Source organism: Flavobacterium sp. (genome assembly GCF_040382755.1).
Lineage (GTDB): Bacteria > Bacteroidota > Bacteroidia > Flavobacteriales > Flavobacteriaceae > Flavobacterium.
The window spans coordinates 1-15,092 of sequence record NZ_JBEIET010000048.1; the positions used below are offsets into that span (position 1 = coordinate 1).

At 31.0% G+C, this 15,092-nt stretch carries 13 protein-coding genes; 12 read left to right on the forward strand and 1 reads right to left on the reverse strand.

Annotated elements, in window-relative coordinates:
- The 12 genes from sov to ABWO04_RS12135 all read left to right on the forward strand — a co-directional run.
- On the forward strand, positions 1-6,364 hold a 6,364-nt coding region (sov, locus tag ABWO04_RS06155; RefSeq protein ID WP_353078289.1), incomplete at its 5' end, for a T9SS outer membrane translocon Sov/SprA.
- Between the two features lie 70 nt (positions 6,365-6,434).
- A complete protein-coding gene (gcvH, locus tag ABWO04_RS06160) occupies positions 6,435-6,815 on the forward strand; it encodes a glycine cleavage system protein GcvH (protein WP_353078291.1) in 381 nt (126 codons plus the stop codon).
- Positions 6,754-7,176: a VanZ family protein gene (locus ABWO04_RS06165; RefSeq protein ID WP_502903969.1), complete on the forward strand. Its 423-nt coding sequence runs from the start codon at positions 6,754-6,756 to the stop codon at positions 7,174-7,176. Before gcvH ends, ABWO04_RS06165 begins: the two co-directional genes overlap by 62 nt.
- A 36-nt stretch (positions 7,177-7,212) precedes the next feature.
- Positions 7,213-7,956: a deoxyribose-phosphate aldolase gene (deoC, locus tag ABWO04_RS06170; RefSeq protein ID WP_353078294.1), complete on the forward strand. Its 744-nt coding sequence runs from the start codon at positions 7,213-7,215 to the stop codon at positions 7,954-7,956.
- Between the two features lie 84 nt (positions 7,957-8,040).
- Positions 8,041-8,934: a heme o synthase gene (gene cyoE / locus ABWO04_RS06175; protein WP_353078296.1), complete on the forward strand. Its 894-nt coding sequence runs from the start codon at positions 8,041-8,043 to the stop codon at positions 8,932-8,934.
- Between the two features lie 63 nt (positions 8,935-8,997).
- On the forward strand, positions 8,998-9,582 hold the full coding sequence (locus ABWO04_RS06180; RefSeq protein ID WP_353078298.1) for a cytochrome c oxidase subunit 3: 585 nt from the start codon (positions 8,998-9,000) through the stop codon (positions 9,580-9,582).
- A 44-nt stretch (positions 9,583-9,626) separates the two neighbouring features.
- The gene (locus ABWO04_RS06185; RefSeq protein ID WP_353078300.1) at positions 9,627-10,613 is read left to right on the forward strand and encodes a cytochrome c oxidase subunit 3; all 987 of its coding nucleotides are present in this window, start codon (positions 9,627-9,629) and stop codon (positions 10,611-10,613) included.
- A gap of 22 nt (positions 10,614-10,635) precedes the next feature.
- Positions 10,636-10,986, forward strand: coding sequence for a cytochrome C oxidase subunit IV family protein (locus tag ABWO04_RS06190; RefSeq protein ID WP_353078302.1), 351 nt, complete (start codon positions 10,636-10,638; stop codon positions 10,984-10,986).
- Positions 10,987-11,072: 86 nt separating this feature from the next.
- Positions 11,073-11,765, forward strand: a complete 693-nt coding sequence (locus ABWO04_RS06195; protein WP_353078304.1) for a hypothetical protein — start codon at positions 11,073-11,075, stop codon at positions 11,763-11,765.
- A 51-nt stretch (positions 11,766-11,816) separates the two neighbouring features.
- Positions 11,817-12,443: an SCO family protein gene (locus ABWO04_RS06200; protein ID WP_353078306.1), complete on the forward strand. Its 627-nt coding sequence runs from the start codon at positions 11,817-11,819 to the stop codon at positions 12,441-12,443.
- 82 nt (positions 12,444-12,525) lie between these two features.
- A complete protein-coding gene (locus ABWO04_RS06205) occupies positions 12,526-13,107 on the forward strand; it encodes a DUF420 domain-containing protein (RefSeq protein WP_353078308.1) in 582 nt (193 codons plus the stop codon).
- The gene (locus ABWO04_RS12135; protein ID WP_502903970.1) at positions 13,097-13,375 is read left to right on the forward strand and encodes a CAMCR motif-containing small membrane protein; all 279 of its coding nucleotides are present in this window, start codon (positions 13,097-13,099) and stop codon (positions 13,373-13,375) included. Before ABWO04_RS06205 ends, ABWO04_RS12135 begins: the two co-directional genes overlap by 11 nt.
- A 172-nt stretch (positions 13,376-13,547) precedes the next feature.
- On the opposite strand, the gene ABWO04_RS06215 is transcribed toward ABWO04_RS12135, so the two are convergent.
- Positions 13,548-14,939: a DUF4403 family protein gene (locus tag ABWO04_RS06215; protein WP_353078312.1), complete on the reverse strand. Its 1,392-nt coding sequence runs from the start codon at positions 14,937-14,939 to the stop codon at positions 13,548-13,550.
- Positions 14,940-15,092: the final 153 nt, after the last annotated feature.

Genomic DNA, 15,092 nt, shown 5'->3' on the forward strand with positions numbered 1-15,092 from the left:
AACGAGTCAAGGAGGAGGAACTATTCAGGAGTTTGACTTTTTTGCATTAGATTATGATTCGGATAAGCACTATTTCTTATCACAATATTTCAGAAATAATTATGATAATGCCTTAAGAAATTATCCAGTAATTGATTCTCGAGCAAAAATCACCAGAATTGAAGTTTGGATTACGAATAGACAAAACCGAGTTACCACTACAGATAACAACTTAAGAAATATAATAGCATTACAAGATTTAGGAGAATCGCAATTAAGTACAACTCCAGATAACGAAGTTGTAGGTACGGATTTAACTCTAAATCCAACATTTTTTAATGTAGCTGCAGATACACCAACTGACAATAAAAATAATAAGTTCAATCCTGGAAATATTGGACAAGCGGGTAGTTTTTTAACGCCTGCAATAAGAGAAATCGCAACAGCATCAACAGGTTTTAATTTAGTTTCTAATCCCACAAGTACCTTTTCTGAAGGAATTGATTATTCGAAATTAGAAAATGCCAGAAAATTAGCCACTACAGAATATACGTTTCATCCACAACTAGGGTACATTTCCTTAAATCAGAAATTGCAAAATGATGAGGTTTTGGCGGTAGCGTACCAATACACCATTGGTGGAGAAGTTTACCAAGTAGGGGAATTTGCAAATGATGGTTTAGAATCTACAACAGTTGATCCTGCAGGCGTACCAACTACACAAGCGTTGCTTTTAAAAATGTTAAAAGGGAGCTTAATCAATGTTAGCGAGCCAAGTTGGGATTTAATGATGAAAAACATCTATCAAATTCCTGGTGGAAATCAATTGCAACAACAAGATTTTAAATTTAATATATTATACCAAGATCCAGCACCTTTAAATTATATTACACAAGCGGGTATTGACGCATTGCCTTCAAATGTTGCCAATACACCTTTGTTGAAAGTATTTAATTTAGATAAGTTAAATTTCACGAACGACCCGCAACCAAATGGAGATGGATTTTTCGATTTTTATCCAGGAATTACAGTAGATTCTCAATATGGAAGAATTATTTTCACTACGGTTGAACCTTTTGGTAAACACTTATTTAATAAATTAGATGTTACTACCTTAACGGAAGATTACGACACGCCACTTTCATACAACTCTAATCAAGCAAAATACGTTTTCAGGACTTTATATAAATCTACACAAGCTGCAGCTTTACAAGAAAGTTCAAAAAATAAATTCAAATTAAAAGGTAGTTTTAAATCTGCTGGTGGCGATGGAATTTCTTTAAATGCGTTTAATGTACCACAAGGAAGTGTTGTGGTTACTGCAGGCGGAAGAGTTTTAGTTGAAGGGGTAGATTATACCGTAAATTATCAAGCAGGTCGTGTTAATATTTTAGACCCATCTTTGTTAGCTTCAAACACACCAATAAATGTTTCGTTAGAAAACAATTCGGTTTTCGGACAACAAACCAAACGATTTTATGGATTAAATGTAGAACATAAATTTAATGAGAAGTTTTTATTAGGCGGAACTTTTCTTAAAATGACAGAACGACCTTTTACTCAAAAAGCAGATTATAATCAAGAATCGGTAAATAATACAATAGTTGGTTTAAATACTAATTTTTCAACCGAAGTTCCTTTTTTAACAAGGTTGGTAAATAAATTACCAAACATTGAAACAGAAGCGCCTTCCAATGTGTCTTTCCGTGGAGAGTTTGCTTATTTATTTCCAAATGCCCCAAAAGCGGCAGATTTTAATGGTGAACCAACTTCGTACATTGATGATTTTGAAGGCACTCAATCTAATATCGATTTAAAATCGCCTTTAGCTTGGTCTTTAGCGAGTACACCAATAGGTTTTGGTGGTGAGTTAAATGAAGATGATAGAGTATATGGATACAAAAGAGCTAAATTGTCTTGGTATAATATTGATCCAATTTTTTATGTAAACAAGCCGGCAGGAATTGATGATAACGATATTTCTACCAATAAAACCAGACGTATTTTCAGCCAAGAATTATTTCCAAATATCGATATACCTCAAGGACAAACTAATGTAATTAATACGTTAGATTTAACCTATTATCCAAGAGAACGTGGGCCATACAATTACAATCCAGTTGCTGCATCAAACAATCAATTTCCTGCTATAGATGCACCTAATAATTGGGCAGGAATTATGCGTGCCATAAATACTACAAATTTTGAACAATCTAATGTAGAATATGTGCAGTTTTGGATGATGGATCCTTATTTCGGAACAACTACAGATGTTACAAATCCTTCAAATACGGGAACATTAACCTTAAATTTAGGAGAAATTAGTGAGGATATACTAAAAGACGGAAGAAAATTATATGAAAATGGTTTGCCAGAAAATGGGGGTACACAGCCAACGTATTCTACAAACTGGGGTAAAGTACCTGCGTCTCAATCGTTAATTTATGCATTTGACACCAATGAAGCCAATAGAGGAGTTCAGGATGTGGGTTTAAATGGTTTAAATGATGCAGAAGAAAGAATCAAGCACCCAGCTTTTGCTGCTTTTAATGATGCTTCAGCAGATAATTATCAATATTATTTAAACACTACTGGAACCATTTTAGATCGCTATAAAAATTACAATGGTTTAGAAGGGAATTCACCTATCACAGTAACTGATACGAATAGAGGAAATTCAACAATTCCTGATGTGGAAGATTTGAATAGAGACAATACTATGAATACGATAAATGCGTATTATAAATTTAATATTCAAGTTGCTCCAAATCCAGTTGTGGGACAAAATTATGTTTCTGATGTTTTAACTACAACGGCTTCTGTACCAAACGGGAATGCTATTCCTGTTAGATGGGTGCAGTATAAAATTCCAATTTTAGAAGCAACTGCTGCAAATATCGAAGGGCCAATTACCGATTTCAGAACCATTCGATTTATGAGAATGTTTTTATCTGGTTTTAACGATGAAGTAACACTTCGTTTGGGATCGTTAGATTTAGTTAGAGGGGAATGGAGAAGATACGTGTATACTTTAGACGCCTTAGATGCTGATGTGTCTAATGACGATACAGGATTTGATGTAGTAGCTATAAATATTCAGGAGAACGCAAACAGAAGTCCTATTCCGTATGTAGCACCTCCTGGAGTAGATAGAGAACAATTGTTTAATAACAATACTGTTATTAATCAAAATGAACAATCTTTATCTTTACGAATTTATAAAAAAGATGCATCAAGTGTAGGTTTAGGAGGATTAGAAGAAAATGATTCAAGAGCCGTATTTAAAAATGTAGACGTAGACATGCGCCAATACAAAAAATTACGTATGTTTTTACACGCCGAGCCTTTAAAAGCAGATTTAGGAAATGGAACCGATTTAAAAGATGACGAATTAGTAGCGTTCATTCGTTTAGGTAATGACTTTACAGATAACTTCTATCAAATTGAAATGCCGTTAAGAGTAAGTTCTTTAAGTGCAAGAACAGCAGAAGATGTTTGGTTAGCAGATAACGAAATCGAATTACCTCTTGCTTTATTATCTAAAATTAAAAGTCTAAATATCGCGGGTGATGGTTCAATTGTTCCAGATGTCAATGGAATTGCATTTTTAAATGAAAGTGCTTTAGGTTCTACAAAAAGTCGTTTAAATATTGGTATTAAAGGGAATCCAAATTTTGGACAAGTAAGAACGTTAATGATTGGAGTAAAAAATCCAAATCCTTCTGCTACAGGTCCCTTAAGAGGAGAAGTTTGGTTCAACGAATTACGTATGTCTGAAATTGATAACAAAGGCGGTTATGCCGCAGTGGCTAATTTAGATACGAATTTGGCCGATTTTGCCACTTTTTCTGCAACAGGTAGAATTAGTACTATTGGTTTTGGTGCCTTAGAACAAGGCCCAAATGAAAGAAGTCGAGAAGATGTAAAACAATATGACATCGTATCAAATTTTAATGTAGGACAAATTTTACCAAAAAAATGGAAATTAAATTTACCATTTAACTATGCAGTAGGCGAGCAAATAATTACACCAAAGTTTGATCCTTCTTTTCAAGATTTAGAATTAAAAGAAGTAATTGCTGCAGAAACAAATCAGAATAAAAAAGAAGAAATTAAAAACCGTGCAATTGATTACACAAAGCGTACGAGTGTAAACTTTATTGGTGTTAAAAAAGAAAGAGGCGACAAACAAAAACAACATTTTTATGATGTAGAAAATATTACTCTTTCGTACTCATTTAATGAAATGTTACATCATGATTTTCAAGTTGAAAATTTGGTAGATCAACAACAAAAAACATCTTTAGATTACGCATATTCATTTAAAGCAAAATCTATTGAACCATTTAAGAAGAATAAATTTTTCAAGAAAAATGGATATTATAAAGCAATAAGCGATTTTAATTTTAACTTTTTGCCAAGTAATGTAACGTTTAATTCAAATATTACCAGACAATTTAATCGTCAACAATTCAGATTAATTGATGTTCAAGGTATTGGTTTGGATCCATTATATAGAAGAAATTATTTTTTCAATTATCAGTATGGTGTAAATTTTCCAATTACTAAATCATTAAAATTAAATTATACAGCTGCGAATAATAATATCGTACGTAATTATTTTGACACACAAAACAACCCAATTAACGATTTAGATATTTGGAATGATTACTGGAATTTTGGTACAGCAAACACACACAACCAACAAATAACAGCTAATTACGATTTACCAATAAATAAAATTCCACTTTTAAGTTTTATTAAAACGTCTTATGTGTATACTGGTGATTACAGTTGGCAACGTGCTTCGGATGCCTTTTCAACTTTTCAAGCGTTAGACGGAACTATATATCAATTAGGAAACACCATTCAGAATGCTAATTCGCATAAAATAAATGCCGGATTAGATATGAATATGTTTTATAAATATATAGGATTAACAGCTAAAAAACAGAAAAAACAACCTGCAAATACTAAAAAAGCACCACCAAAACCAGGAGAAAAAGTAACCAATACAACCCCTAAACAACCTCAAACTGAAGAAAGAAATGCCTTTGCTAAATTTGGAATTGGATTACTAACTTCTGTTAAAAATATCCAGGTTAATTATTCAGAATCAGGCGGAACGTTATTGCCCGGTTATTTACCAGGTTTAGGGTTTTTCGGAAGTTCAAGACCTACTTTAGGATTTGTCTTTGGGGATCAAGCTGATATTCGATACGAAGCAGCAAAAATGGGTTACTTAACCAATTATCCTGAGTTTAACCAGAGTTTTTCTCAAATTATATCTAAAAAATTAGATTATACAGCCAGAATTGAATTAATTCCAGATTTAGGAATCGACATCAACGCGGAAAGAAATAGTACTGAAAATTACTCGGAACAATTTGATGCTGTGGGTGGTAATTACCAATCTAGAGCACCATTTAGCACTGGAAATTTTAGTATTTCAACCGTAATGATTAAAACGGCTTTCAAAGCAAGTGATGAAAATGAATCAGAAATTTTCGATAGATTCCGAAAAAACAGATACGCATTAGCAATTCGTTTAGCTGAAGATTATTATGGAACAGCAAACTATCCAAGAGAATTAGATGGTTTTCCTACCAAATTTGGTAAAAATAGCCAACGTGTTTTAGTGCCGGCTTTTTTATCTGCTTATACGGGTGTACAAACCGCTAAGGTTCAAACGGGTTTATTTTCTAATTTTCCGTTACCAAACTGGACATTAAAATATACAGGATTTATGAAGATGGCTTGGTTTAAAGATAATTTCAAAAAATTCTCGATACAACACGGATATCGTTCAAGTTATAGTGTAAATGCATTTAGAAGTAATTTAAATCCAAGTCCAACGGATACAAAAGGTAATTTATTTCCAGAAATCATAACTTCAAATGTCAATTTAACAGAACAATTTAATCCGTTAATAAATGTAAGTTTTGAGTTGAAAAACTCATTTAATGTGATGGCTGAAGTTAAAAAAGACAGAAGTTTAAATATGAGTTTTGACAACAACTTATTAACCGAAGTACAAGGAAATGATTATACCGTTCGTTTAGGATACAGAATTAAAGGCGTTCAAATTAACTCGAAATTAGCAGACAACGCGCAAGGGATGATAAAGAGTGATATCAATTTAAAAGCCGATTTTACATTACGAGAAAACATGACAATTGTTCGATATTTAGATTATAATAACAATCAATTAGGTGGTGGACAGAATATTTGGTCGTTAAAGCTAACTGCAGATTATTCATTTAGCAAGAATTTTACAGCTATTTTCTTTTACGATCATCAGTTTTCAAAAGCGGTTATATCAACAGCTTTTCCGTTAACAAATATCCGTTCTGGATTTACTTTACGATATAATTTCGGAAATTAAAAATTAAAAATTAATAGTAAATTTTAAGAATATAATTTACATTTGTCAAAATAAAAACACAATTAATAAGATGAATATACCAGCGAATTTAAAGTACACAAAAGACCACGAATGGGTTTCAATTGATGGCGATGTAGCAACTGTAGGAATTACTGATTTTGCTCAAAAAGAATTAGGAGATATTGTTTATGTTGAAGTTGAAACTTTAGACCAAACTTTAGATAAAGATGAGGTTTTTGGAACTGTGGAAGCAGTTAAAACGGTTTCAGATTTATTTTTACCATTAAGTGGAGAAATCATTGAATTTAATGACGATTTAGAGAGTAATCCAGAAGCTGTAAATTCTGATCCATATGGTGCAGGATGGATGGTAAAAGTAAAAATATCTGATGCTTCTGAAGCGGCACAATTACTATCAAGTGAAGATTACGCGGCACTTATTGGGGCATAATTTTTTTAAAATTTGTGCCATTTTTTGGACACTTTTAATTTTTTATTTGTGTTTAAACGATTCGCCAAGTTTGCCAATAATTCCCTTTGAAAATATAGATAAAATTATACATTTTGTATTCTATTTTGTATTTGTTTTCTTATGGATTATGAGTTTAAAACACATTTCATTACGATATTTTTTAATCGTGCTTTTCATAGCATTATTATTAGGAATTAGTATTGAGTTTTTACAAGAAAAATATACAAAAAACAGGGCTTTTGATTGGTATGATATTGTTGCTAATGCCTTAGGCGCTATTACCAGTTTTATATTAGTAAAATCTTATCACGTAATACAAAACAAAAACATCTCACATTAGTTGAGATGTTTTTTGTTTAATCAATAAATTTATATAATGAATATAAAACATTACTTAGATTCAACGTATTTAAAAACAGCCAAACAAGCGGGCGTTTCTGAAAAAGAAAACAATCAAATTGTTTATGATTTTGTACAAGAAGCAATTGAAGAAAAGTTTATATTAGTTATGCTTCGTCCAGATAAAATTGTTGTTGCTAAGAAGCAATTGGTAGCTGCCGCTTCAAAAGTGTTAATTGGCACCGTAATTGGATTTCCAGAAGGCACTTTTTCTATCGAAGAAAAAATAAATGAAGCTAAAACAGCCATTGAAAATGGTGCAGATGAATTGGATTTTGTAATTAATTTTGAAGCCTTTAAATTAGGTAAAATTGATTTAGTAAAAAAAGAAGTGCTGCAAGGAACAAAATTAGCGTTAGCGCATCGTAAAAAAATTAAGTGGATTATTGAAGTTGCAGCGTTAAATGGCTCGCAAATTATTCAATTGACTTCATTAATAAAAAATGTAGTAATTGCTAACTTTACTGAAAAAGATTTTGATTCGGTTTTTGTAAAATCGTCAACAGGATTTTATAAAACATCAAACGGATTGCCAAATGGCGCTACAATTCCCTCAATTATTGCGATGTTGGAAAATGCATTTCCACTTCAAGTGAAAGCGTCTGGTGGTATCAAAACAAAAGAAGAAGCGCTTCAAATGATACAATTAGGTGTAAAAAGAATTGGAACTTCTGCTGCAAAATCCATTTCAGATGGGATACTGTATTCTGGAAATTATTAAATTATAAATTTTGAATTTGCTTTACTAAGTATTGCGAAAACCAAAATCTTCTTACTATCTTTGCACTCGATTAAAAATTCACTTTTGAAAACAACTACCGTCACATTAAAATCGATTTTCTTAGATTTTAAAGAAATTACAAAAGCTGGCTTAGCAATAAGTGTAGTGTTTTCTTCTATTGTGGGGTATTTGTTAGGTTTTTCAGACAAACATCCTTTTAGTGTTATTACATTAATATTATTAGCCATTGGTGGCTATTGTATGGTGGGCGCTTCTAATATTTTTAATCAAGTTATTGAAAAAGATTTAGATGCGAAAATGGACAGAACAAAAAATCGTCCTGTACCATCAGGCCGAATGTCTGTAAATAATGCATTAACTTTAGGTTTTGTATTAACGTGTATTGGTTTGGTTGTATTGTATTTTATCAATCCAAAAACGGCAATGTTTGGGGCTATTTCTATATTTATGTACGTAAGTTTGTATACGCCATTAAAAACATTAACGCCTTTATCTGTTTTTGTAGGTGCTTTTCCTGGCGCTATTCCTTTTATGTTAGGATGGGTAGCAGCTACAGGAAGTTTCGGAATCGAAGCGGGGACTTTGTTTTTAATTCAGTTTTTTTGGCAATTTCCACATTTTTGGGCAATAGGTTGGTTTTTATTTGAAGACTATGAAAAAGCCGGTTTTTTTATGTTGCCAACAGGAAAACGAGATAATAAAACAGCCATACAAATTATTTTATATACTTTTTGGTTAATGGTTGCATCTATTTTGCCAGTATTTGGTTTTACCGGTGCTTTACAATTGTCTGTTGCAGCAGCAGTTGTGGTTTTTTTATTAGGTTGTTGGATGCTATTTTATGCCATAAAATTATATAAAAATAGAGATGCAAAAACTGCAAAAAAATTAATGTTAGTAAGCGTAACTTACATAACTTTGTTGCAAATTATATATGTAATTGATAAATTTGTATAATTCAAGAAATAAACAATAAAGAACACAAATTTCTATATTAAAAATGTGTTTAAACAAATAAAAATGAAAAGTAGTTCAGAACAAGAAGCTTACGATAAAAAAGCAAAAACATATAAAATGCTGTTGTATTTTGCAATGATAAGCATAATAATGATTTTTGCAGGATTAACCAGTGCATTTGTGGTGAGCAAACAACGCCCAGATTGGTTGAAAGAGTTAGTTATTCCTACAACATTTACGTACAGTACAATAATATTGCTAATAAGCAGCGTTACTTTTTATTTGGCAAAAAGAGCCATTAAATCTAATAATCATTCTTTAACAAAAGTATATTTATTACTTACGTTAGCTTTAGGAATATCATTTGTCTATCTTCAATTTAAAGGATTTGATTTGTTGTTTAATCAAGGGTTAGTTCCTTTTGGTTCTTCTAGTAAAGTAACTGTCTCTTTTTTGTATGCTTTCGTGTTTGTGCATGTGGCACATTTATTTGGAGGTATGATTTCATTAATTTATGTAATTTATAATCATTATAAACAAAAATACAATTCATCGCAATGCCTTGGTATTGAGCTAAGTGGCATCTATTGGCACTTTATGGATTTTATTTGGGTTTACTTGTTTTTATTTTTCTATTTTTTCAAATAGAAAAAAATCAATAAATTTGGGAACTTTTTAACAATAACTATTATATGAGCGCTACGGTTAATAATGAACACGCTTTAGACGGAGGTCCAGGACCAATGGGAGCCACTTATGGTAAAATGATGATGTGGTTTTTCATCGTATCAGATGCTTTAACCTTTTCAGGTTTTATCGCTGCTTACGGATTTTCTAGATTTAAATTTATCGAAACTTGGCCAATTGCCGATGAGGTATTTACGCACTTTCCATTCCTACACGGTGTAAACGCACCTATGTACTATGTGGCATTGATGACGTTTATCTTGATCTTTTCATCAGTAACGATGGTTATCGCTGTTGATGCGGGTCACAAATTACAAAAAACAAAAGTTGCTGTTTATATGTTACTTACAGTAATTGGTGGTTTTATGTTCTTAGGTTCTCAAGCTTGGGAATGGAAAAACTTCATCAAAGGGGAGTATGGTGCAGTAGAAACGGCTGGAGGTTCTATTTTACAATTTGTGAAAGTAGATAAATCTGAAAAAACAGGATACAAAAGAGTAAAATTAGAAGAATTTGCAGCTACTTTACCTGAAGAAAGAGAGCAGTTAACAAGAGATAAAGGGGTTTGGTTTATGGAAGAAGACCACGAATTACCACAATACTCTGTTAATGAAGTAATGGCTGGATTTAAATCACATCCTGAAATTTTAGTTAGAACAGAATTCATTACTAAGAAAAAAGAAAAAACAGTACTTTCTCGTGCTGAATCAGAAACTAAATTGAAAGATGCTATTTTAGTAGTAGAAGGTGCAAGTTTAATTAGAAACGAGTACGGTCATAAATTATTCGCAGATTTCTTCTTTTTCATTACAGGTTTCCACGGTTTCCACGTATTCTCTGGTGTAATGTTAAATATCTTGGTTTTCTTTAATGTATTATTAGGTACATACGAAAGAAGAAAAAGTTACGAAATGGTTGAGAAAGTTGGTTTATATTGGCACTTTGTCGATTTAGTATGGGTGTTTGTATTTACATTCTTCTATTTAGTTTAATTTTTAGTAAAAAATAAATATTATGGCACACGCACATGAATCTAATTTAAAAAGAATCTGGACTGTTTTCGGAATCTTATCTGTCATTACAACTGTTGAAGTTTATTTTGGTATAACAAAACCGGAAGCTTTATTTTTAGGAACATTCTTAAGAATGAGTTTACTTAACTGGTTGTTTATCATTTTAACAATCGTAAAAGCATATTATATTATGTGGGCTTTTATGCACTTAGAAGGCGAAAAGAAAAGCTTACGCTGGTCAATTGTAGCACCACTGGTATTTTTGATTTTATATTTATGCTTCATCGTTTTAGTTGAAGCAGATTATATTTTTGAAGTATTTAAAAATTCTCATTACAAATGGATTTTTTAATAAAATAAATAATAATAATCCCGTTCCGATTTATATTGGAACGGGATTTTTTTTATCTTTGTATATCAATATTTAACTTTTCTGTAGTGAAAAAATATATCGTATTAACTGTACTCTTCATATTGCCAATAGTGGCGTATATGTTTTTCGCAACAGCCTCACACAATTCCTTATTTCTACCGGTTATTTCTAAAAATCATACTGAACTTTCAAATGAATTTGTTTCTTTGAATGGGGAGAAAGTAGTTTTAGATAAAAACATTACTGTTTTAGGTTTTCCAGGAAGTAATATTGATGAAGTAAAAGCCAATTTATTTAACTTAAATCAGAAAATTTATAATAAATATGGCGGTTTTAAAGATTTTCAAATGGTGATGATTTTACCAGATGGCAATCAAGATAAAATTAAAGCCATAATGTTGGAGTTTAGAAGACTTTCTAATGATTTAAAAAATTGGCATTTTCTATTCGGAAAACCTGAAGCTATTGAAGCGTATTACAAGACTTTTAAATTTAAAAATAAATTAGATGAATTTACAGGATCTCCTTTTGTGTATATTTTAGATAAAGAAAAAAGTTTAAGAGGAAGAAAAGGTCAGAAAATTAAAGGGAAAGTAGAATATAGAGAATGCTATAACACCATTTCTGCTGCAGAGTTACATAATGAAATGTCAGATGATGTTAAAATATTACTTCGCGAATACCGTTTGGCTTTAAAAAAGAACAAACGTAAAGATGATTTTAGAGATAAAATTGAACAAGAGGTAATTAAAAAGTAATCAGTCAACAGTTTTTAGTGTTCAGTTAAGAGTAAAGAAAAAAATATCATCATGAAAAAAAACTCATATATAGGAATATCATTTATTGTTTTATTGTTCGGAATTTGGACAGTAAATGAATTAACGGAAAGATTTAAAGATAGCGGTTTAGAAAAATTAGCTAAAGTGCCTTCTTTTGATCTTACAGACCAAAACGGTAAGAAAATATCAGATAAATCATATTTGGGTAAAGTATATGTGGTTGAATTTTTCTTTTCATCTTGTCCAACAATTTGCCCGAAAATGAATCAAAATATGTTGCAATTGCAAGAAAGTTTTTATGGTGACTTAAACTTCGGTATTGCTTCAATCACTATAGATCCCGAAAATGATACATCAACCGCCTTAAAAGAGCACGCTAAATCATTAGGTGTAAAACATTCGAATTGGCATTTTTTAACAGGTGATTACGAGTATATTATGAGTATTGCAAATAAAGGGTTTAATATCTTTGCCGGTAAAAATGATAAAGTACAAGGTGGTTTCGAACATTCAGGACTTTTTGCTCTAATTGATAAAGAAGGAAATATCAGATGTCGAAAAGATAAATTTGGTAACCCAATTATGTATTACGATGGCCTTGAACAATCAGGAATTGATGCCATTAAAGAAGATATTAAATTATTATTAAAAGAGTGATTATAAAAATTAATAACTTATTATATGAATTTTAGAAATTAATATAATTTCTTCAATCTGTGTTCAAAAAAAAATAATTAAAATGGAAAACAACATCGAAACAAAATACAATAAACTAATAACAGCTGTATCTATTATTATTCCAATTGCTGTAGCTGCTTTATTTGGTGTGAATTTAAGAAAATTAGGCTATGATGTAGAGCCTTTAAACTTTTTACCACCTATCTATGCTACTATTAACGGAATTACCGCGGTTTTATTAGTTATAGCCGTGTTAGCTATAAAAAACGGTAAAAGAAAACTACACGAATATTTAATGAAAACAGCTATTGCTTGTTCTTTAGCCTTTTTATTAATGTATGTGGCGTACCATATGACTTCAATTTCCGCTGTGTTTGGAGATACAAACCATAATTCTATCTTAGAAGAATCAGAAAGAATAGCAATTGGTTTTGAAAGATATAATTATTTGTTTATTCTTATTACACATATTTCACTTTCAGTAATTATTATTCCTTTAGTATTAATTACGTATGTTCGAGCTTTAGCGTATCGATTTGATAAGCATAAAAAATTAGCGAAAATTACTTTCCCTATTTGGTTATATGTTGCCGTGACAGGTGTGGTAGTTTATGTAATGATTTCGCCTTATTATGTTAAGTAACGGAAATAGTCAAAAGTCAAAAGTCAAAAGTCAAAAGTATTTACAAAAAAAGGTTTATTTTTTACTTTTTACTTGTTTCTTTTTAATTGAAGGAAACGCACAATGTGCCATGTGCAGAGCATCTTTACAAAATGAAGCTAACAAAGCGGTTGCGGAAGGAGTAAACGACGGAATTGTGTATTTAATGGCTATCCCTTATATTTTAGTAGCGGGTGTATTTTACGCAGTATGGCGATTAAAACAAAAGAAAAAAGTAGTCGCAGAATAATTTTTCAAAAACCAAACCAAAATTTCTTGCAAACTTGTCTCCATGAAAGGGTCTCACTTAACGTTGTTCAATTCAACTAATAAGAGATGCTTACAGCATGACAAACTTTATGGCTAATTGCGTCTTTAGTATTTTTGCTTTTGCCTTTTTACTTTTTACTTTTTACTTTTCACTATTCCATTCCATCAATTGTAATTTTCATAGAACCTGTTGAAGTAATAAAGGCAACAATGCCACTTTCGGTAAGTTCCATTTTTTCAAACACAAAATCGTTTAATTTTCCGTTTACAAAAACACCTTTCATAGGAGAATAATTAGTTAAATAAGCAAGCATGCTTTTCTTTCCTTCTTCTAAATTTGGTTGAATTGAATATTTGCAACTTTCTTTAATTTTCTTTAAAATTATACCTTGTAACAACCAATTTGCAGTTTTTGTTAACACGCCTTTTGTGTTTAAAACGTAATCCATTTCTTCAAAATAAATTTCTTTAGTTTCAATATTGTATTTCGGAATTCCAGCTAAATATATTGTTCCATTTACCGATCCAATCATATCTAAAGCAATAATCATTTTTCCATCTTTATACCATAATGCTACTTTTTGAACGGTGATTTTTCTTTTCCCAGAACCAAATTCTTGACCAGCAAAATTTTTAGTCATAATTCTACTTGCGCTTTCGTATGAAGAAACAGCCGCAACTGAAGCATTAAAATCGGATGGGATTTTAGCAACCGCTTTAGAAACGATTTTAGTTTTGTCAAATCCGCTTTTTGGTTTTTGGCCAATTAAAGTTTGCATCTGACATTTTAATCCTAAATTCATTGTAATTTTAGAATTACTCAAAACTGCATTTGTACTATACATTTCATTTGGAACTAATTTGAACCAAGTTTCATACGCTTCATTTGCCATAAAAGGTGTAGAAAGTGTTTCTAAAACTTGCATAACTTGCGTTTTAAAATCACAACTTTTATTTATTGCCTCATCAATCATCTTGGCTATTTTCCCTTTAAAAATTGATAAAGTGGGATTGACAATATAGGTAATAGGTACATTTTTTCCAGCAACTAAAATACTTGGACTTTCACTCCATTCAAAATCTTCAATTTTAGAAGTGGTATTTAGTTTCCAGTTGGCAAAATTGGCTTTACTACTTAGGGTTATGGTTCCGTTTATATTTATTTCTCTTGTATCGTTTAGACCCATAAATTCGGTTCCGTATTTTATTTTTGCCCAAATTTTTAAAGGAATTACCGAAACAATTTCACCGTTTTGTTCTACCAATTTGATATCAGAAGTTTTCCAAATTTTCATTTCTGTTTTGTCGTCATTTAAAATGGTATCAGCATAAATTAACCCTTTTACATTTTTATTTAAATGATATTCCACTTCCTTTAAACTCACTTCCATCGGCATTGCAATTAGCGATGTTTTATTGCTGTACACAATTGGAGCATTGTTGCTGGGTTCTGGTTTTAGTGCTTCTATTTTTTTTGAAGAACCGCAACTAAAGATTCCTAAGCTTATAATGCCAAAAAGCATAATTTTAATTTTTATATTCATAATTAACGATTTTGTAAAACGATTTTAAGAAAAACAAAAAATATAAGAAAATATTGTATTCTGTTTTAAATTATTTCTGGTATAAAAGTAAAATTTTTAATTGTAAAGTGTAACATTTTTAATAAACAATGGTCAAATAGTAAAACAATTATT

Bases quoted from the DNA above. Each gene is read 5' to 3' on its own strand.
- gcvH (WP_353078291.1), top strand. From the start codon at position 6,435: ATGAATATACCAGCGAATTTAAAGTACACAAAAGACCACGAATGGGTT.
- ABWO04_RS06165 (WP_502903969.1), top strand. From the start codon at position 6,754: ATGCTTCTGAAGCGGCACAATTACTATCAAGTGAAGATTACGCGGCAC.
- deoC (WP_353078294.1), top strand. From the start codon at position 7,213: ATGAATATAAAACATTACTTAGATTCAACGTATTTAAAAACAGCCAAA.
- ABWO04_RS06180 (WP_353078298.1), top strand. From the start codon at position 8,998: ATGAAAAGTAGTTCAGAACAAGAAGCTTACGATAAAAAAGCAAAAACA.
- ABWO04_RS06185 (WP_353078300.1), top strand. From the start codon at position 9,627: ATGAGCGCTACGGTTAATAATGAACACGCTTTAGACGGAGGTCCAGGA.
- ABWO04_RS06190 (WP_353078302.1), top strand. From the start codon at position 10,636: ATGGCACACGCACATGAATCTAATTTAAAAAGAATCTGGACTGTTTTC.
- ABWO04_RS06200 (WP_353078306.1), top strand. From the start codon at position 11,817: ATGAAAAAAAACTCATATATAGGAATATCATTTATTGTTTTATTGTTC.
- ABWO04_RS06205 (WP_353078308.1), top strand. From the start codon at position 12,526: ATGGAAAACAACATCGAAACAAAATACAATAAACTAATAACAGCTGTA.
- ABWO04_RS12135 (WP_502903970.1), top strand. From the start codon at position 13,097: ATGTTAAGTAACGGAAATAGTCAAAAGTCAAAAGTCAAAAGTCAAAAG.
- ABWO04_RS06215 (WP_353078312.1), bottom strand. From the start codon at position 14,939: ATGAATATAAAAATTAAAATTATGCTTTTTGGCATTATAAGCTTAGGA.